This is a genomic window from Shewanella alkalitolerans, from assembly GCF_019457575.1.
Taxonomy (GTDB): domain Bacteria; phylum Pseudomonadota; class Gammaproteobacteria; order Enterobacterales; family Shewanellaceae; genus Shewanella; species Shewanella loihica.
Map to the genome: position 1 here is coordinate 4165835 of NZ_CP080422.1, position 19927 is coordinate 4185761.

Annotated in this window: 18 protein-coding genes; 15 read left to right on the forward strand and 3 right to left on the reverse strand. The window is 57.6% G+C overall.

What is annotated here, in order from left to right; translation table 11 throughout:
• Window positions 1-3 precede the first annotated feature (3 nt).
• From K0J45_RS18050 to K0J45_RS18105, 12 genes are all read left to right on the forward strand, one after another.
• Window positions 4-438: an acyl-CoA thioesterase gene (locus K0J45_RS18050; RefSeq protein WP_220043547.1), complete on the forward strand. Its 435-nt coding sequence runs from the start codon at window positions 4-6 to the stop codon at window positions 436-438.
• Window positions 435-1208 carry an outer membrane lipoprotein carrier protein LolA gene (locus K0J45_RS18055; protein WP_220043548.1) on the forward strand — a complete coding sequence of 258 codons (774 nt, stop codon included), beginning with the start codon at window positions 435-437 and terminating at the stop codon, window positions 1206-1208. Before K0J45_RS18050 ends, K0J45_RS18055 begins: the two co-directional genes overlap by 4 nt.
• Complete coding sequence (locus K0J45_RS18060) at window positions 1205-3715, forward strand: MMPL family transporter (protein ID WP_220043549.1); 2511 nt, start codon at window positions 1205-1207, stop codon at window positions 3713-3715. Before K0J45_RS18055 ends, K0J45_RS18060 begins: the two co-directional genes overlap by 4 nt.
• Window positions 3712-4971 (forward strand): NAD(P)/FAD-dependent oxidoreductase, encoded by a 1260-nt coding sequence (locus K0J45_RS18065; protein WP_220043550.1) that lies wholly within the window; start codon window positions 3712-3714, stop codon window positions 4969-4971. Before K0J45_RS18060 ends, K0J45_RS18065 begins: the two co-directional genes overlap by 4 nt.
• The gene (locus K0J45_RS18070) at window positions 4962-5534 is read left to right on the forward strand and encodes a DUF3261 domain-containing protein (protein WP_220043551.1); all 573 of its coding nucleotides are present in this window, start codon (window positions 4962-4964) and stop codon (window positions 5532-5534) included. Before K0J45_RS18065 ends, K0J45_RS18070 begins: the two co-directional genes overlap by 10 nt.
• A 32-nt stretch (window positions 5535-5566) precedes the next feature.
• Window positions 5567-6772: a beta-ketoacyl-[acyl-carrier-protein] synthase family protein gene (locus K0J45_RS18075; protein ID WP_220043552.1), complete on the forward strand. Its 1206-nt coding sequence runs from the start codon at window positions 5567-5569 to the stop codon at window positions 6770-6772.
• A 53-nt stretch (window positions 6773-6825) separates the two neighbouring features.
• Complete coding sequence (locus K0J45_RS18080) at window positions 6826-7329, forward strand: hotdog family protein (protein WP_220045354.1); 504 nt, start codon at window positions 6826-6828, stop codon at window positions 7327-7329.
• Window positions 7326-8051, forward strand: a complete 726-nt coding sequence (locus K0J45_RS18085; protein ID WP_220043553.1) for a 3-ketoacyl-ACP reductase FabG2 — start codon at window positions 7326-7328, stop codon at window positions 8049-8051. The genes K0J45_RS18080 and K0J45_RS18085 overlap by 4 nt, the downstream gene beginning before the upstream one ends.
• Window positions 8051-9292 (forward strand): beta-ketoacyl-ACP synthase, encoded by a 1242-nt coding sequence (locus K0J45_RS18090; RefSeq protein ID WP_220043554.1) that lies wholly within the window; start codon window positions 8051-8053, stop codon window positions 9290-9292. The genes K0J45_RS18085 and K0J45_RS18090 overlap by 1 nt, the downstream gene beginning before the upstream one ends.
• Window positions 9293-9421: 129 nt before the next feature.
• Window positions 9422-9877, forward strand: coding sequence for a GNAT family N-acetyltransferase (locus K0J45_RS18095; protein ID WP_011867322.1), 456 nt, complete (start codon window positions 9422-9424; stop codon window positions 9875-9877).
• 132 nt (window positions 9878-10009) lie between these two features.
• A complete protein-coding gene (locus K0J45_RS18100) occupies window positions 10010-10348 on the forward strand; it encodes a rhodanese-like domain-containing protein (protein WP_220043555.1) in 339 nt (112 codons plus the stop codon).
• Window positions 10341-10526 carry a hypothetical protein gene (locus K0J45_RS18105; RefSeq protein ID WP_220043556.1) on the forward strand — a complete coding sequence of 62 codons (186 nt, stop codon included), beginning with the start codon at window positions 10341-10343 and terminating at the stop codon, window positions 10524-10526. Before K0J45_RS18100 ends, K0J45_RS18105 begins: the two co-directional genes overlap by 8 nt.
• A gap of 149 nt (window positions 10527-10675) precedes the next feature.
• Here the strand turns inward: K0J45_RS18105 and K0J45_RS18110 are convergent, their stop codons facing one another.
• Window positions 10676-11269 carry an FMN-dependent NADH-azoreductase gene (locus K0J45_RS18110; protein WP_220043557.1) on the reverse strand — a complete coding sequence of 198 codons (594 nt, stop codon included), beginning with the start codon at window positions 11267-11269 and terminating at the stop codon, window positions 10676-10678.
• A 323-nt stretch (window positions 11270-11592) separates the two neighbouring features.
• On the opposite strand from K0J45_RS18110, the gene plsB reads away from it, so the two are divergent.
• Window positions 11593-14016 (forward strand): glycerol-3-phosphate 1-O-acyltransferase PlsB, encoded by a 2424-nt coding sequence (gene plsB, locus K0J45_RS18115; RefSeq protein WP_220043558.1) that lies wholly within the window; start codon window positions 11593-11595, stop codon window positions 14014-14016.
• Complete coding sequence (gene mtr, locus K0J45_RS18120) at window positions 14016-15272, forward strand: tryptophan permease (protein WP_011867326.1); 1257 nt, start codon at window positions 14016-14018, stop codon at window positions 15270-15272. Before plsB ends, mtr begins: the two co-directional genes overlap by 1 nt.
• A 73-nt stretch (window positions 15273-15345) precedes the next feature.
• Here the strand turns inward: mtr and K0J45_RS18125 are convergent, their stop codons facing one another.
• Window positions 15346-15759, reverse strand: coding sequence for a globin family protein (locus K0J45_RS18125; RefSeq protein ID WP_220043559.1), 414 nt, complete (start codon window positions 15757-15759; stop codon window positions 15346-15348).
• Window positions 15760-15919: 160 nt separating this feature from the next.
• On the opposite strand from K0J45_RS18125, the gene K0J45_RS18130 reads away from it, so the two are divergent.
• Window positions 15920-16711 (forward strand): VOC family protein, encoded by a 792-nt coding sequence (locus K0J45_RS18130; protein ID WP_220043560.1) that lies wholly within the window; start codon window positions 15920-15922, stop codon window positions 16709-16711.
• 69 nt (window positions 16712-16780) lie between these two features.
• On the opposite strand, the gene K0J45_RS18135 is transcribed toward K0J45_RS18130, so the two are convergent.
• A complete protein-coding gene (locus tag K0J45_RS18135) occupies window positions 16781-19924 on the reverse strand; it encodes an efflux RND transporter permease subunit (protein WP_220043561.1) in 3144 nt (1047 codons plus the stop codon).
• Between the last annotated feature and the right edge of the window lie 3 nt (window positions 19925-19927).

A 19927-nucleotide genomic window follows, 5' to 3' on the forward strand; every position in this document is an offset into this window, starting at 1 on the left:
GAGATGAAGGCACTGCTCACCACAGAGATGGAGATGGTCATCCCCTTCCACGACGTCGACTCCATGGGGATCACCTGGCATGGTAACTATCTTAGATATTTTGAGATCGCCCGCTGTCAGCTGCTGGACGAGATCGACTACGGCTACCGCAAGATGCAAGCCTCGGGCTACGCCTGGCCCATTATCGATCTGCAGATCAAGTATGTGCAGGCCAGCACCTTCGAGCAGAGGGTCAAAGTAATCGCCAGCCTAGTTGAGTGGGAGAACCGTCTCAAGATCACCTATCAGGTGCGTGACGCCGAGACCAACCAGCGCCTGACCAAGGGTTATACCGTGCAGGCGGCGGTCGATATGGAGAGCAAGGAGCTCTGCCTGGTCACCCCGGACTGTTTCAGAGACAAGATAGCCCACCTGCTGCCCAGCGAGGCGCAGGCATGATGACCTCTTTGCTTCACCGCATCACTAGCCTTCACCGCATCGCTAGCCTTCACCGCACCGCTAAGGCCGGCCTGTTTTGCCTGCTGTTTTGTCCTATGTTCTGCCTGAGTCTCGTTAGTTTCGTAACCCATGCAGAACAATCAACCGACTATGAGGCACTTTTTAAAGCGAGCGCGGACAATGCAGCCCTATCCAAGCTGGTGACCCGCCTGGGCGGCGGTGAGTCGGCAAGGGGCGAGTTTACCCAGTCCCGCTACCTCAAGGTGCTGAAAAAGCCTCTGGTGAGTCGCGGCGAGTTCCTGTTTCAGGACAAACTGGGGATCGCCTGGCTACAGACAGCACCCTTTCCCTCTGGCCTGGTGCTGACACAAAACACCCTGGTGCAGATAGATGCCGACGGCAACCGTCAGGTGAGCCACGCCGATGACAATCCACAGGCGGGCGCCATGGCGCAGATGATGCCCAAGCTGATGAGCGCCCTGCTAGGCGGCGATCTCGCCCCCTTGGAGGCACAGTTTACCCTGCATCTACAGCAGCAAGCAGAGTGCTGGCAATTGGGCCTGGAGCCGATAGATCCCCTCATCAAGCAGGCGATGCCACGCATAGTGCTACAGGGAAGCGAACAACTTGAGTCTCTCAGCCTGCTGGATAACCGCGGCGATCTCAGCGTGATCGAATTTAACGCCCTGGCGCAGCGTCCGCTGACGGCGGATGAGCAGGCCTATTTTAAACTCGACGCCGACCCTCTCCCCGCGACAGAGGCGAGATGATCCTCAACCTCAGCGACCGCCTGGGTCGCCTCTCTGCCAATACCCGCCTGGTTATCTGGCTGGTGCTGCTGGCCGCCATGGCGCTGCTGGCCGCCCAGGCGCTGAGCCGCGGCGCCGGGGTGCAGAGTGACATCCTGGCCATGCTCCCCAAGATCCAGGAAGATCCCCTCACCCAGAGGGCGATAGACAGGGTCGAGCAGCAGCTGGCCAATCGCATCTATCTAGGGGTCGTCAGCCCGGACCAGGCCACCGCCATCAAAGGCGCCAAGCAACTGCTGAGTGCACTCCAGGGGGCGCCTGAAGCCTTTACCCAGGTGCAGAGCGCCGATATGCAGGGCGCCCAGGCACTCAATCGCTTCTATTTTCCCTATCGCTTTCACCTGCTCACCACGCAGCAGAAAGATCTGCTCGCAACTGGACAATTAGCCAAGTTAGAGGCTAATACGCTCGCTCAGCTCTACAATGCCTTCGGCTACGCCAATAGCCAACTATTGAGCCAAGACCCACTACTACTCTACCCCGAGCTGCTGAAACAGCTCTCGCCCCAACGCCGCCTCAAGGTGGTCGACGGCATTCTGGTAGGCCAGGAATTAGCCCAGGAAGCCACCGTTCGAACCTCATTAAACAAAGACACTCAAGGAAGCAGCGTCGCCACCGTCATGGCCCAGGGAGTCGGCAGCGCCTTCAACCCTAAGGCGCAGGAGCTGCAGTTAGCCAGGCTCGAAGTGGCGATAAGCCAGATGCGGCAGAGCCTTGGGTCCGAGCAAAAAGTGAGCGTGCTAAAAGGCGGCGCCCTGTTTCACGCCGCGGCGGCAACAAAACAGGCAAAGAGAGAGGTTTCCAGCCTGGGGCTTGCCTCGCTGATCGGCGTGATCCTGCTGGTATGGCTGGCGTTTCGCTCTATCATGCCGCTGACCATAGCCGCCCTAACCATAGCCACCAGCCTGCTATTCGCCCTGAGCGCGACCCTGTGGATCTTCACCCAGGTTCACCTGCTCACCCTGGTATTCGGTACCAGCCTGATAGGGATCGCCATCGACTACAGCTTCCACTTCTACTGCGAGCGCCTGCAAAGCCAGAAAGCAGATTCAGGGATAACCGCGACTAACGCTGTGGCCCGTGTATTCCCCGCCGCCAGTCTGGCACTGCTCACCACTGTCATCGCCTATCTTGCCATAGGCCTGACGCCATTCCCCGGTATGCAGCAGGTGGCCGTATTCTGCGCCGCGGGACTCCTTGGCGCCTATCTGACACTGATCTTCGCCTATCCCAAGCTAGCGAACAGTGCCATGAGACCCGGCGACCGCGCGCTCGGCTTGGCGGCACATTACCTCAATGCCATGCAGACCATCGCGCGGCCCCTTAGTGGACTCAAGGGCGTAGCACTCGCCCTCGGCCTGCTGCTCGTGGCTATATTTGGCCTGAATAGACTCGGGGTGAACGATGATATTCGCGCTCTGCAACAGAGTCCATTGAGCGTCACCCAGGGCGAGCAGCGACTACGCCAGGTGATGAGCGGCGGCACAGATAACCAGTTTATCCTGGTACGGGCGGAGACCGCCGAGGCGCTGCTGACACGGCTGGAGGCACTGTCGCCCACGCTCGGCTCATTGCAACACCAGGGTGTGCTGGGTAACTCGGTTAATCTGGCCCACTACCTGCCCAGTCAGGCAAGCCAGCAGGAGGCCTATCGCCTACAAGGGCAGATCTATCACAAGCTGCCTGAGGTGTTAGCGCGTCTAGGATTAGATGGCGACTTGGCACCCTCCCTGATGGCGAGTTTCGAAGCCAGCACCAATGAGACCATCACCCCGGATAATTTCTTCGCCTCCCGTGCCGGTGAACTGTTCGCGCCCCTATGGCTGGCGCCCGATGGGGCTCAAGCTCATGCTCATGCTCAAACTCAAGCTCAAATGCAAGTACAGCCGAGCGATAAAACCTCTGACAGTGACGGCGCCACATACGGCGCAATTGTCCTGCTAGGCGGCATCACAGATCTTCACGCCTTAACCCAGGCAATCAGCCCATTAAGTGGCGTTACTCTTGTCGATAAGGTGCAGGATATCTCGGATGTGATGGCCAAGTATCGCAGCCTGACCCTGAGCCTGCTAGCCCTGGCGCTTGTGGTCGCTGGGCTTATCTTCTCGCTACGCTTCGGCCTCAAGATGGCGCTGTGGATCACGGCAGTACCCGCCCTCGCGGCACTGCTCACCCTTGCTGGGCTTGGCTTGGCTGGCTCACCACTCACCCTGTTTCATGCACTGGCGCTAATCTTGGTCTTTGGCATAGGCGTCGACTACAGCCTGTTTTTCGCCGAGAGCCATAGAGGCGAAGGCGTGATGATGGCGGTATTCATGTCTGCCTGTTCGACCCTGATGGCCTTCGGCCTGCTGGCCTTCAGCCAGACACCAGCCATCCACTATTTCGGCCTGACATTACTCCTGGGGATAGGCCTTACCTTCGTGCTCTCCCCCTTTATTCACACATTAACAAGGATTGATAAGTGACCCCTTTCGCGCAAACAGCCGCTCATACGGACCATTATGATGTGATAGTGATAGGTGCGGGCCCCTCGGGCAGCGTTGCCGCCAGCCTGCTGCATCAACAGGGTAAGCGTGTCTTAGTCTTGGAGAAGCAGCACTTCCCCCGCTTCTCCATCGGCGAGAGCCTACTGCCCTGCTGCATGCAGGTGATTGCCGAGGCCAATATGCTCGATGCAGTCAATCAGGCGGGGTATCAATTCAAGAACGGCGCGGCCTTCAACGCCAATGGCCGCTCGACCTACTTCGACTTTACCGACAAGTTCACCCCAGGGCCGGGCACCACCTTTCAGGTCGAGCGTGGCGACTTCGATAAGCTACTCGCCGACACTGCCGTCAGCCAAGGGGTCGAGATCCGCTATGGCCAGCGCGTCGATGCGGTCGATCTCAGCCAACAGCCCAGGCTCACCGTCAGCGACGAGCAGGGAGCGAGCTATGAGCTGAGCGCCGACTACCTGCTGGATGCCAGTGGTTTCGGCCGCGTACTACCTCGATTGCTGGACCTGGAGCGTCCCTCCAATCTACCCAGCCGCACGGCGATATTTACCCATATCCAGGACAATATCGACAGCGTCGAAATGGGCGACTACCACTTCGATCGCAACAAGATACTGATCAGCGTCCACCCGGATAATCGCGACATCTGGTATTGGCTAATCCCCTTCAGCAACGGCCGCTGCTCGCTGGGTGTGGTGGGCGAGCCTCACCTGCTGGGCGAAGATGCCGATCTAGAGGCCACACTGATGCGCCTGGTGCGGGAAGAGCCTAGGCTCAAGCAGCTACTCAGCCGCGCCGAGATAATACGCAAGCCCGCCAAGCTGGCAGGTTACTCGGCCAACGTCAGCACCCTGGCTAGCGATAAATTTGCCCTGCTGGGCAACGCCGGTGAGTTTCTCGATCCCGTGTTCTCCTCTGGCGTCACTATCGCGATGCAATCAGCCTCAATTGCGGCTAAATGTGTTGTGAAACAGCTCAATGGTGAGACGATCGACTGGCAGACAGAGTATGCCCAGCCGCTGATGCGCGGCGTCGATACCTTCAGAACCTATGTGCAGGCCTGGTACGATGGCCGCTTCCAGGATGTGATCTTCTACCAGGATCCCAACCCTAAGATTAAGCAGATGATCTGCTCTATCCTGGCTGGCTACGCCTGGGACGAGAGTAACCCTTTCGTGGCGGAATCTGAGCGTCGTCTCAACATGGTGGTCGAGCTATGCCGTTAAGGGCGAGTCTCCTCATCTGCGCAGCCCTACTACTAAGCGCCTGCGCCCACAAGCTGGACAGGCAAACCTGTATGGCCCTGGCTCAGGGGGTAGACTATTGCCTGGCGCCTCTGCCCGACTCGGCGCCCGTCAGTCAGAGCCAGCTGGTCAAACTCAAGGTGAAACAGGCCAGGCATCAGCTGCTGAGTCAGCTGGATCTGACCCCCGAGTCGCTCACCCTGGTAGGCCTGGCCCCTCTTGGACAGCCGCTGTTTACCCTCAGCTATGACGGCCAGCGGCTGATCAGCGAGCAGAGCGTCCTATTGGGAGATCAATTTAAGGCCGAGTATCTCCTTGGGCTGTTGCAATTGATATACTGGCAGCCAGAGGATGTAAATCACCATTTACAAGGCGCGATACTGGCCGACTACGCCTGTGATGCAGCCTATTGCAGAAGATTATATGCTAGCGATGGCGAGACAATCATGGATATCCGCTATAGCCGGACGAGCCCCTGGACAGCCGAAGTGACGCTAGATTTTCACCAGGCGCAGCTGACGCTGAACATCCAGCCGCTAGAGTAAACCAGAGCCTAATAGCCAAAAGAACGGACACGATGACACAGATAGCTATCACCCACCTAGGATTATGCACCCCATTGGGCGACGATCCCCAGACCGTCTTACGCCGCCTGCTCAATGGCGATACCCAGGGCATGAGGTGGCGTGACGACCTGATCCCTGACAGCCAGGTATTGGTGGGAATGGTCACCACAGAGTTGCCGTGCATAGCACCCGAATTACAAAGATTCGACTGTCGTAACAATCAGTTACTCCAGCGCGCCGCCGAGCAGATCGCCCCGGCGGTCGAGGCGGCCAAGACCCAATACGGCGCGGATCGCATAGGTATAGTGCTAGGCACCAGCACCTCGGGGATCGCCAGGGGCGAGAAGGCCCTGGCCTACCGCGCCGAGCATGGGGTATTGCCCGCCGATTACCTCTACTCCAAGCAGGAGCTAGGTAACAGCTGTGACTTTCTGCAGCACTATTTCGACCTCGCAGGCCCCTGCTACACGGTATCAACCGCCTGCTCATCCAGCGCCAAGGTATTCGCCAGCGCCAAGCGCCTGCTCCTGGCCGGCGTCTGCGACATGGTGATCGTCGGCGGCGCCGACAGCCTGTGTAAGCTGACCCTGAACGGCTTCCACTCGCTGGAATCTGTCTCCAAGGCCCATTGCCAACCCTTTAGCCGTAACCGCGACGGCATCAACATCGGTGAGGGCGCGGCCCTGTTTACTTTAACCTTAGGCGAGGCCGAGCTGATGCTCGCGGGTGTGGGGGAGTCCAGCGACGCCCACCATATCTCCTCGCCTCATCCAGAGGGCGATGGCGCCGTGGTCGCCATCGAGATGGCACTCAATGATGCAGCCATCGCTCCGTCACAGGTGGACTACATCAACCTGCACGGCACGGCGACCATAAAGAATGATGCCATGGAGAGTCGCGCCCTGCGCAAGGTGTTCGGCGAGCAGCTGCCACCAGTGAGTTCTACTAAGCCGCTCACCGGCCATGCCTTGGGCGCCGCCGGTGCATTGGAGGCGGCCTTCTGTCTGCTGCTCCTATCAGGTCCAAATAAAGATCACGGGCTGCCGCCCCAGGTGGGAGACGGCCTGTGGGATGACGACAATCCGGCGCTGCCCTTCGTATCACAGGGGCACAGCACTCGGCCTGAGAATGCCAGGCTCGAATATGTCATGAGCAACTCCTTTGCCTTTGGCGGCAGCAATGCCAGCGTCATCTTCTGCCGGGGAGCAAAGCGATAATGTCAACGCAAGATTTACAGCCAGATTCACTTACTATGTCTGAGCCACAAGCTATGTCACAGCCAAACACAGCGCTTACCGAGATCCCGCTTGAACAGGTGCTGCCACACCGCGCCCCTATGATCTTGATCGACAAGCTGCTCGAGCAGGCGCCAGACACACTGCTTACCGAGGTGAGCATAAGCACAAACAGCGCCTACTTCGATGCTGCCAGCAAGTCTGTGCCTAACTATGTGGGCATAGAATATATGGCTCAGAGCATCGCCGCCCTCGCAGGCCTGGAGGCCAGCGCCCGAGGCGAACCCATTCGTGTCGGCTTCCTGCTCGGCACGCGCAAATTAACATTCGCAATCCCCGCCTACCGACTCGGTGAGCGTTACCAGACCCGGGTCAGCCGCCTCTATCAGGAAGATAACGGTCTGGCGGTGTTTGATTGTAAAATATTCCACAACAATCAACTTGTGGCAGAGGCTAATGTCAATGTATTCCAGCCTCAAGACACCCAGGCCTATATCTTGGAGAGCCAGGCGGGTACAGAAGAAGAGAAAGCAAGATGAATAAACGTGTATTGATCACAGGTGCCAGTCGCGGCATCGGCAAGGCCATCGCCATTAAGCTGGCCGAGACAGGCTATGATATTGCCCTGCATTTCCACAGCAATCAGGCGGCGGCCGATGCAACCCAGACAGAGCTCGAGGCATTGGGGGCCAAGGTGAGCCGCCTGCAGTTCGATGTGGCTGACCGCGCCGGCGTCAAGGCTGCCATAGAGGCCGATATCGACCAGCACGGTGCCTACTATGGCGTGGTGCTCAACGCTGGGATCACCCGGGACACCGCCTTTCCTGCCATGAGCGACGAGGAGTGGGACGGGGTGATCCACACCAACCTGGATGGCTTCTACAACGTAATCCATCCCTGCACCATGCCGATGATCCAATCACGCCAGGGCGGGCGCATCATCACCATGGCGTCTGTCTCCGGCATCGCGGGTAACCGTGGTCAGGTCAATTACAGCGCCTCCAAGGCTGGCATCATAGGCGCCACCAAGGCACTGAGCCTGGAGCTGGCCAAGCGTAAGATCACTGTCAACTGCATCGCCCCCGGGCTGATAGAGACTGACATGGTGGAGTCGTTCCCTCAGGAGATGGTCAAGGAGTTAGTTCCTATGCGCCGCATGGGCAAGACCTCGGAGATCGCCGGCCTGGCCAACTTCCTCATGTCTGATGACGCGGCCTACATCACCCGCCAGGTGATCTCGGTAAATGGTGGCATGATCTGATGAATAACAAGACTCGACGCGTAGTGATCACCGGCGCCGGCGGCGTCACAGCCCTGGGCCACGACTGGCCCAGTATCGCCCAGCGCTTACAGACAATGCAAAATTGCGTCCAGCGCATAGACGAGTGGGACAGGTTCGACGGACTCAACACACGTCTGGCCGCGCCGGTCACAGACTTTGAGCGCCCGAGCCACTATTCGCGCAAGAAGATCCGCTCCATGGGGCGAGTCTCTGTCATGGCGGCCTGGGCCAGCGAGAAGGCATTGATGGATGCCGGCCTACTGGACGATCCCATAGTGACCTCAGGTGCCATGGGCATCGCTTATGGCTCCTCCACCGGCAGTACGGATCCCATCATCGCCTTCGGCGACATGCTCAAAGAGGGCGACATGTCTGGGGTCACGGCCACCAGCTATATCCGCATGATGGCCCATACCACTGCGGTCAACGTCGGTGTCTTCTTCGGCCTCAAGGGCCGGGTACACACCACCAGCAGCGCCTGCACCTCGGGTAGCCAAGGCATAGGCTACGCCTATGAGGCGATCAAATATGGTCAGCAGGATCTCATGTTGGCCGGCGGCGCCGAGGAGCTCTGCCCCACAGAGGCCGTGGTGTTTGATACCCTGTTTGCTACCAGCACCAAGAATGATACGCCAAGCGAGACACCAAGCCCCTTCGATCGCGACAGAGACGGCCTGGTGATCGGCGAAGGCGCCTGTACCTTGGTACTGGAAGAGCTGGAACACGCCAAGGCCCGCGGCGCTAAGATCTACGCCGAGCTAGTGGGCTTCGGCACCAACTCTGATGGCCTACATGTGACTCAGCCTAACGCCGATACCATGGAAGTAGCTATCCGCCTGGCCCTGAAGGATGCCGACCTGGACGCCGACAAGATAGGCTATGTCAATGCCCACGGCACTGCCACGGATCGCGGCGACATCGCCGAGACCCAGGCCACCCAGGCGGTATTTGGCGAGCGCATGCCCATCTCCTCCCTCAAGAGCTACACGGGCCACACCCTGGGCGCGTGCGGCGCACTGGAGGCCTGGCTCAGTGTCGAGATGATGAATGCCGGCTGGTTTACCCCCACCCTCAACCTCAAGCATATCGATCCCGCCTGTGGTCAACTGGACTACATCAAGGATGAGGTTCGCAAGCTCACTACCGACTATGTGATGAGCAACAACTTCGCCTTTGGCGGCATCAACACCTCACTGATCTTCAAGCGCTGGCAAGACTAAGGCCCAAAGCCCCCAGACCTGACCGCCGCGAAATGACCGCCACTTGGCAATTACACCCGTGGCGGTCACCATCTGCTGGCACAGGCTTTGCTGAGGCTTAGGGTCCCTAATTACAAGATGGAGCTTAAGATGCAATTTGTGCTCGGAGTCGTCAGCCACGCCAGCGTCGTCAAGATGCTAGAACAACACCTGGAAGATATGTATGCCACCTCGCCGCCAGAGAGTGTGCACGCTTTAGATTTAAGCGAATTAAAACAAGACGATATTAGATTTTGGACCCTATGGGAGGCCGATAGACTCTGCGGCTGCGGCGCCATCAAACGCCTCTCGCCCGAGCATGGCGAACTCAAGTCGATGCGGGTCGCCAACTACTATCGCCAACGTGGCATAGGCGAGCGGATCTTGCACCATCTTCAGGCAGATGCCGCCCAAAATGGGATGACGCGCCTCAGCCTGGAAACCGGCAGCATGGGCTTCTTCCTCCCCGCCCGGCGCCTATACCAGAAATTTGGTTTCGTCGAGTGCGCCCCCTTCGGCCGCTACCAGGATGATCCCAACAGCGTCTTCATGACCAAGCGGCTCTGACATAACACTGGTTTGCACTTGGCTTGCGCTTAACTGGCGCTTGGTTTGTACTTAACTTGCACTCGACCATCAATTAGAATAATCTTATTGAAATAAATCTTATAGACTCGATTCTAATTGTAGGGGCAAACCATGTTTCAATCTCTCTTAGCCAAGCTATCTGGCAGCCATCCCGCCGAGCAATGCTGGCAACTGATCGAACAGGGCGTACAGGTTATCGATGTACGCTCTCCCCAGGAATATGCCGGTGGCCACCTGCCAAACGCGCTTAATGTCCCCCTGGATCAACTGGCCCAGTGGCTGACCCAACACAGCGATAAGCAGACCCCCTTCGTGCTCTACTGCGGCGCGGGGATCCGTGCCCAGAAGGGTTGCGACATCTTAAGAGCCAAAGGCTTTAGCTGTGCCATCAACGGTGGCGCCCTCAAAGATCTGCTCTGCTATCAGCCACAAAGCGCCGCCAATGGCTAACAGCCAATTAGGGCAGGAAACCGAGCAGGCTATACCTCGGGCCAAACACTCGGCTCCAGAAACGCCCAGGCCCAGATACCAATTTAGCGCCAATCGCACCCATGGGCGCCACAGGGTGCGCTATGTGGAAACCAGTCAGCAAAGTGACGAGTGCACCCTGTGTGAGCTGGCGCAATAGTCGTTAGCTCAATAGTCCTAAGCTAGGTAGGCGTTAACAGAATAGTCGTTAGCTAGATAAAAAAAGGCGCTCAAACTGAGCGCCTCAACCTAGAGATGGGTTAAATGTGGTTGACGATGAAAACCATGGGCTATTAGCGCCCGAAAAACTTAGGCTACCAGCTGCTCTATGCTCTGCTTGGCCTCGCTGATCCCCTGCTCATTCGCTTCTGGACCCATGTTGAGGGCTTCACCGTAAACGGTTTCCACCTCGTCGATACCAATAAAGCCAAGCACTGTCTTGAGGTAAGGCACCACGTGGTCGCTCGCACCATTCTTGTGTACGCCGCCGCGAGTGGTTACCAAGACCGCACGCTTACCTTCTACTAGGCCTTTAGGGCCTGTCTCTGTGTAGGTGAATGTCACGCCGGCACGGGCCACCAGATCGATCCAGTTTTTCAGCTGAGTAGGAATGCTGAAGTTATACATAGGGGCGGCGATAACCAGTGTGTCGTGTGCCTTCAACTCGGCCACCAACTCGTCTGACAGCGCCAACACCTCTTGTTGACGCGGGCTCAGCTCGTCACCACCACGTAGCCCCATGGCGATCTCGCCATCGAGTACAGGCAGTGGCTGCGCTGCCAGATCCCTAACCGTTACCTCGGCGCCCTGACCCTGCCAGTGTTGCTGCAGGTGGTCGATCAGCTTAGCCGATTGTGAGTAGTCCCCTAAGATGCTTGATTTCAATACCAGTACTTTTGCCATAATCTGCTCCAATTCAAATCTCTGTTACAACCAATTGAGGCCAGTTTATCCACCATTTAACCGAAAGATAAGCGCATTAAATGCGAAAATAAGTTCGATTTAATTGAAAGGTTTGGCAACCGGAGAAATTTGAATAGACGGCAGAGATACCGCTAAGCCTCTCAGCCACTGGGGTTAGCGCACACCTAAGGCCGATGGGAGATGAAACTCGAGTCTGAGCGGCTGTGATCTCGGCTAACGGACGGCGAGACAAATTAGGAACCCCTAACCATTTTCTGGTATTCTATGCCGTTATTAAACATGACTCCTATGCATAAAGAATAATGTCCAAACAAGACTCTCTTTGGTTTAAATCCTTACGTTGGATCCAGAAGAAACTCGTGCACACCATAGTGGTGCCTCAGGATCCCTTTGCCGATCTCAACCTGGATTCAGACAGACCCCTGGTCTATGTGATGAAGACAGAATCGATCAGTGACATCGCCGCACTGAGCGAGGTAACCGACCGACTCGGCCTGCCCAGCCCCTATCAGCCGCTGGATGTCGAGGGTGAACAGGCACCGCGAGTCGTCTGTGTCGAAGGAGCCAAGCCGCTATTTGGCGAACGCGAAGGCAACGAGTTTTACCTCGAAAGCTTCTCGCGTCTGCTGAGCGCCCACAAGAAACATCCTGAGCTGGATATTCAGCTGGTACCCGTCAGCCTCTACTGGGGTCGCACCCCAGGCAAGGAAGATGACAGCATGAAGGCCGCGGTGCTGGAGCGTGAGAGCCCCACCTGGTTACGTAAGTGCCTGATGATCCTCTTCCTCGGCCGCCACAACTTTGTGCAATTTTCCAATGCCATGTCGCTGCGCTACATGGCCGACGAGCACGGCACCGACAAGCGCATCGCTCAGAAGCTGGCGCGCGTGGCCAGGGTGCACTTCAGCCGTCAACGTAAGGTGATGACAGGCCCAGTACTGCCTAACCGCCAGAACCTGTTCCACGCCCTGCTGAAATCCGAGTCGATGAAGAAGGCGATTCTGGAAGAGGCCCAGAGCAAGAAGATCTCCGAGGCCAAGGCCCGCGAGACCGCCATGGAATACTTAGACGAGATCGCCGCCGACTATTCAGACAGCCTGGTGCGTATCGCCGAGCGTTTCCTCACCTGGCTGTGGAACAAGCTCTACAAGGGGATCAACATCAAGGGCGCCGAGCAGATCCGTCAGCTGCACCACGACGGCCACGAGATCGTCTACGTGCCCTGTCATCGTAGCCACATGGACTACCTGCTGCTCTCATATATTCTCTATTACCAAGGCATGGTACCGCCCCATATCGCCGCCGGTATCAACCTCAACTTCTGGCCCGCCGGCCCCATGTTCCGCCGCGGTGGCGCCTTCTTTATTCGTCGCAGCTTCCGCGGCAACAAGCTCTACACAGCGGTATTCCGTGAATACCTGGATCAGCTGTTTGCCAAGGGCTATTCGGTGGAGTACTTCACCGAGGGCGGCCGCTCACGTACCGGTCGCCTGCTGGCACCTAAGACGGGCATGATCGCAATGACACTCAACAGCGTGCTGCGTGGCGTCGAGCGCCCTGTCACTCTGGTTCCCGTCTATCTGGGCTACGACCATGTGATGGAGGTAGCGACCTATCACAAGGAGCTGAGCGGTAAGAAGAAGCAGAAAGAATCTGTATGGCAGGTATTTGGCGCCATACGTAAGCTGGGCAACTTCGGCCAGGGCTATGTTAACTTCGGTGAACCTATCACACTGCATAGCTACCTCAACGAGCAGGTGCCCGAGTGGCGCGAAGAGCTGGCCCAGGATCCCGAGCAGAAGCCAAGCTGGCTGACCCCTGTGGTCAACACCCTGGCTAACCGCGTCATGACCCGCATCAACGATGCCGCCGCCGTCAGCTCTATCACCCTGACCAGCCTGGTGCTGTTGGCCTCTGAGCAGAATGCCCTGCAGCGCAGTCAGCTTGAGAAGCAACTGGATCTCTATCTGTCGCTACTCAAGAGCGTACCTTACACGGGTTACACCTCTGTGGTCGAAGGCGACGGTGCCAAGCTGATCGCCCAGGGGCTGGAGCTGAAGAAGCTCAAGCTGGACAGCGACCCGCTGGGTGACATCATCTCCATCGATGAGAGCCTGGCGATTGCCATGACCTACTATCGCAACAACATCATCCACCTGTTGGTGATCCCATCCTTAATCGCCAGCTGCCTGACCCGCCAGGATGAATGTAGCCGAGACGAGATCATCGCCACGGTGAAGGATTTCTACCCGCTGCTGCAGGCCGAGCTGTTTATGGGAATCGATAACCTCGAGACCTATGTGAACCAGCTGTTGGATCAGCTGCTGGCCGAAGGCTTAATCGACGAAGATAAGCATTTCAGCGTCAAGCCAGACGGTCTCAACCAGCTGTTACTGCTGGCCGGCACCATCAGCGAGACCATGCAGCGCTACGCCATCATCTTCAACCTACTGGCGGCCTCGCCTAAGATTGAGCGCTCTGAACTCGAGAGTGACAGCCACCAACTGGCCCAGCGTCTGGGCGCGCTCCATGGCATCACAGCACCAGAGTTCTATGACAAGAAGCTCTACGGCACCCTGAGCGTCAAGCTCAAGGAGCTGGGTTACCTGGCCGATGACAGCCACAGCGAAGATGTTCAGCGTATCCGCACCCGGGCCAACAGCCTGCTAAGGAGCTCGGTTAGACAAACCATAGTCGACAGCGTCGCCGCGGAGCATCAAGCCTAATGGCCAATCATATGAATGCGGCCAAGCATAAGGCCTCGGGTAAGTCGCTGCTGGGCGGCGCCATGATCATCGCAGGGACGGCTGTGGGCGCGGGTATGTTCTCCCTGCCAGTGGTCGGCGCCGGCATGTGGTTTAGCTACTCAGTGCTCATGATGCTGGGCGTCTGGTTCTGCATGCTGGTCTCTGGCCTGCTGCTACTGGAGACCAATCTGCACTATGAGCCGGGGGCCAGCTTCGATACCCTCACCCGGGATACCCTGGGTAACTTCTGGCGTATCGTCAACGGCCTCTCTATCGCCTTCGTGCTCTATATTCTGGCCTATGCCTATATCAGTGGCGGCGGTTCCATCGTCAATCATAGCCTGAGTAGCTTAGGCGTCGAGCTACCCCAGAGCTTCGCCGGCCTGGTGTTTGCGGTGGGCCTGGCGATTATCGTCTTTATCAGCACCAAGGCGGTGGATCGCATCACCACCATAATGCTGGGTGGGATGATCATCACCTTCTTCCTCGCCATAGGGAATCTGCTTATCGAGGTAGAGCCCGCTAAGCTGTTTGTGCCCGATGGTGAGGCGAATTATCTGCCCTACATGCTGGCCGCCATCCCCTTCGGTCTGGTGAGTTTCGGCTATCACGGCAACGTCCCCAGCCTAGTAAAATACTATGGCAAGGACCCAGGCACTATCGTCAAGGCGATCACCCTGGGCACCCTCATCGCCTTCGTGATCTACCTGTGCTGGCTGGTCGCCACCATGGGAAACATCACTCGCAGCGGCTTCGTCGAGGTGATTGCCCAAGGCGGTAACATGGGCGTGCTGGTTGCGGCGCTCTCGGATGTGATGGCCAGCGACTGGCTGACCACAATGCTGACCCTGTTTGCCAACCTGGCGGTAGCCTCTTCCTTCCTGGGGGTGACCCTGGGGCTGTTCGACTATCTCGCCGACCTGTTTGGCTTCGATGAGTCGCGTACCGGACGCCTCAAGACGGCGGCAGTGACCTTCCTGCCACCGACTGTGTTAGGTCTGCTGTTCCCCAACGGCTTTTTGATCGCCATCGGCTTTGCCGCCCTGGCCGCCACAGTGTGGGCTGCCATAGTGCCGGCCCTGATGGCCTATCGCGCCAGACAGATGTTCCCAGACAGCCAGAGTTTCAGGGTGCCGGGCGGCACTGTGGTGATCGCCATAGTGATCTTCTACGGCCTGTTGACCGCGGCCTGTCACCTGCTTGCCATGGCAGACCTACTGCCCATGTACGGCTAGATCTAACGGGTTATCTCCTAAACAGAAAAAAGGCGCTCGATGAGCGCCTTTTTTTCTTTAAAAGAGTCACAAATTACCTGTCCAGCAGCGGCTTCATGGTATCGGCCACCAGATGGATCACCGCCACCCAGGCCTCGCGCACCTCGCGGGTATAGGCCTCCCCCAGACCTGTCTTCAGAGTATAGAGCAGGGCGTTGCCCAAAGGGGTAAAGTGGGACTGTTTAACGCCATAGGCTTGGTGGCGACGTGCCAGCTCATGCAGCTGAGGTACCAAGGTATCGAGATCTGTCAGTCCCTCTACCGCCGCCTTCAACATGGCCATCAACTTACGTCCCTGAGCACGAATGTCCTGCTTAAACAGGGGCCGCAGATTAGGGTCTATCTGAAACAGGGCATCGTAGAAAATTGCCGCCGCCTGCTCGCTGATCGGCTCGACCTGCTTAAATGAGGTTTGTACAAGATCTATCTGGGTGGACGTCAGGCTCATCGAAACTCCCTCTTCTGAATAACTCTCTATTCGCAATAACTCTCCCCACAGCATAGACATAAATGGCAAAACAGGCTTAACTAAATTGATATCACGACAGATTTTTCATTAGGGAAGGTGCGAACAAGTCGTCGCACCTTCCTTAGCAAAGGACTCAAAGATGAAGATTACTAGCTATCAACATGGCGACCCCTGTTGGATCGAACTGGCCAGTCACGAAGCCGCCTCGGGTAAACATTTCTACAGCGCGCTGTTTGACTGGCAGCTCAAGGATATGCCGATCCCCGACGGTGTCTACACCATGTTTGCCATAGAGGATGACGACATAGGGGCCATGTATCAGCTGCCGCAAAATATGATCGACGACAAGGTGCCGACCCACTGGAGCATCTACTTCGCCGTCGACGATCTCGAGGCCAGCCTGGAGGCAGTTATAGCTAACGGTGGCCAGGTGATCCTAGGCCCTCACAGCGTGGGCGATGCGGGCAAGATGGCCCAATGTCTGGATCCAGAAGGCGCCAGCTTCTCCCTCTGGCAGGCCGGCGCCCATATCGGCTCTATGCGCATGGGCGAGGCTAACACCCTCTGCTGGGCCGAACTCTGCTGTCGCGATACCGCCAAGGCCCAGGCCTTCTACACTAAGGTCATGGGCTGGCAGGTGCGTGAGTCACAGATGGAAGACTTCACTTATTATGAATGGCTCCAAGGCGAGCGCGCCGTCGGTGGCATGATGGCCATGACCGAGGAGTGGGGCAATATGCCACCACACTGGATGCCCTACATCATGGTAGATAACTGCGATGCCACGGTCGCCAAGGCCACAGAAATAGGCGGCCAGCTGTGTGTGCCGCCGACAGACATCCCCGAGGTAGGACGCTTCTCTGTGATCAACGACCCTCAAGGCGGCACACTATCAGTCATCAAAATCATCATGGCAGACACCCCAAGCTAACCTTGCATATACGCAAAAAAGCACTGCGATTGCAGTGCTTTTTTGTACCTAAACTAATCAATATCCGAATCAAGCCTCGGCAGAGTGCTTGAGGCGACGTCCATAGATCAGCAGATAGAGGGCCGGCAGCACAAACAGCGACAGCAGCGGCGCTGTGATCATGCCGCCCACCATAGGCGCGGCGATCTTCTGCATCACATCGTTACCCGAGCCTGCGCCCCACATGATGGGCAATAGGCCGAAGAAGATGGTCGCTACCGTCATCGCCTTGGGACGAATACGCATCACGGCACCTTCTATCAGAGCCTCCTTGAGATCCGCCACATACTCGTAGCCGCCAGTGTCTTTACGGTGCTTGATGGCATTATTGAGATAGACCAACATCACCACCCCAAATTCCGCCGCCACCCCGGCCAGCGCGATCATCCCTACCGCCACGGCCACCGACATGTTGAAATCCAGCGCGAACAGCAACCAGGTGCTGCCTACCAAGGCGAAAGGCAGACTCAACATGATGATAGAGGCCTGAAGCGGCGAGCCGAAGGTCATCATCAGCAGGATAAAGATCACCCCAAGGGCCATAGGGATCACCTTCTTCAGCTTGGCATCGACCCGCTGCATATACTCATACTGGCCGGCAAAGCTGTAGCTGTATCTCGGTGGCACCTTGAGCTGCTGATCCAGCGCCGACTTGGCCTCCTCGATATACTCGCCGATCGAGGTGTTTTGAATATCCACAAACACCCAGGAGATCAGGCGGCCGTTCTCACTCTTGAGCATAGGCGCGCCGTCGGTGATCTCGATATCGGCCAGGTTGCGCAGCGGCAGATAGTGACCCGACTTAGTGATCACCGGCAGCTCCCTGAGCTTCTCGATATTGTCTCTCAGCGCCCGCGGATAACGCAGGTTGATCGGGTAACGCTCGGCCCCCTGAATCGACTCGCCGATATCCATGCCGCCGATGGCGTAACGCACCACATCCTGAATGTCGGTCAGGGTCATGCCGTAGCGTGAGGCCACATCCAGCTTGGGCGTGATATCCACGTAACGGCCACCACCCACCCGCTCGGCATAGGCCGACTTGGTATTGGGCAGCTGGCTGAGGATCGCCTCGATATCGGCCCCCACCTTCTGCAGCTCGTTGACGTCGGCGCCGGTGATCTTGATCCCCACAGGGGTCTTGATGCCGGTAGAGAGCATGTCGATACGCGTCTTGATCGGCTGCACCCAGGCGTTAGTCAGACCAGGCACCTTGACCGTCTTCTGCAGCTGGTCGATCACCCCTTGGAGGTCGACGCCTTCACGCCACTCCTCTCTTGGCTTGAGCATGATGGTAGTCTCCAGCATGGTGAGCGGCGCGGGGTCGGTCGCCGTCTCGGCGCGTCCCACCTTACCGAACACCCGCTTCACCTCGGGCACCGTCTTGATCAGTCTGTCTGTCTGTTGCAGTACCTCGGCCGCCTTACTGGCGCTGATGCCAGGCAGGGCCGTCGGCATGTAGAGCAGATCCCCCTCCTCCAGCTCAGGCATAAACTCGCTGCCCATCTTGGTCACAGGATACCAGGCGCTGCCCAGGGCAATCACCGCCAGCATCAGGGTGATCTTGGGGAAGCGCAGCACCAGATTGAGCGCAGGCTTATAGAGGGCAATCAACACACGGCTGATGGGGTTGCTGGTCTCCTTGGGGATCTTGCCGCGAATAAAGTAGCCCATCAGGATAGGCACTAAGGTGATCGACAAAATCGCCGCCGCGGCCATGGCAAAGGTCTTGGTGTAGGCCAGAGGGCTAAACAGGCGCCCCTCCTGGGCTTCAAGAGCAAACACGGGCACGAAACTCAGGGTAATGATCAGCAGCGAGAAGAACAGCGCCGGGCCGACCTCGATGGAGGCCTTGGCAACGATATGCCAGTGCTCCTTGTTGTCCGGATCCCTGCGGTACTCATCCTTAAAGTGCTCCAGATGCTTGTGCATGTTCTCGATCATCACGATGGCACCATCCACCACGGCGCCGATGGCGATAGCGATACCGCCCAGACTCATGATGTTGGCGTTCACCCCCATCTTATTCATCACGATGAAGGCGATCAGAATCGACAGCGGCAGGGTGATCACAGCAACCAGGGTCGAGCGAGCATGGAGCAGGAACAGCAGACACACCAGGCCCACCACCAGCATCTCTTCGATCACCTTGTGGAACAGGTTGTCCACCGACTTGTTGATCAGCTCAGATCTGTCATAGGTGGGAATGATCTCCACCCCTTGTGGCAGACCCGCCTTGAGCTGCTCCAGCTTAGCCTTGACCGCATCTATGGTGGCTAGGGCGTTTTCGCCGTAGCGCATCACGATAATGCCGCCGACCACCTCGCCTTCACCATCGAGCTCGGCAATGCCGCGCCGTGAGGCTGGCCCCTTGCGCACGGTCGCCACATCTTTGAGTAGTAAAGCGGTGCCAGAGGGACTGGTGACCCCCAGAGGGATCTCCCTGAAGTCATCCAACGTCTGACGATAGCCCTTGGCGCGCACCATATATTCGGCCTCGGCCATCTCGATCACTGAGCCGCCCGCCTCGGTATTGGACTTGTTGATGGCGTTCTTCACCGCGGCGATATCCAGCTTGTAGATAGCCAGCTTGTCGGGTTCGATCACTATCTGATAGGTCTGCTCCATGCCGCCGACGGTCGCCACCTCAGACACCCCGGCCACGCTCTGTAGCTCGAGCTTAAGATACCAGTCCTGCAGGCTCTTGAGCTGTGAAAGATCCAGGTTGCCGGAGCGATCCACCAGGGCATATTCATAGATCCAGCCGACACCCGAAGCGTCTGGCCCCAGCGATGGCTGAAGCCCCTGGGGCAAGCGGCTGCTGACCTGGCTCAGGTATTCCAGCACCCGTGAACGCGCCCAGTAGATATCTGTGCCATCTTCGAAGATCACATAGACATAGGAGTCACCGAAGAAGGAGTAGCCCCGCACTGTCTTGGCACCGGGTACCGCCAACATGGCGGTCGACAGAGGGTAGGTCACCTGCTCCTCCACCAGCTTGGGCGCCTGACCCGGATAAGGCGTCTTGATGATCACCTGCACGTCCGATAGATCCGGCAGCGCATCCAAAGGCGTCTTTCTCAGTTCCTGCACGCCCCAGACGGTGATCATCAGCGCGATGATCAACACCATCAATCGCTGGGCGATGGAGGCCTCGATAATTTTCTTTAACATAGC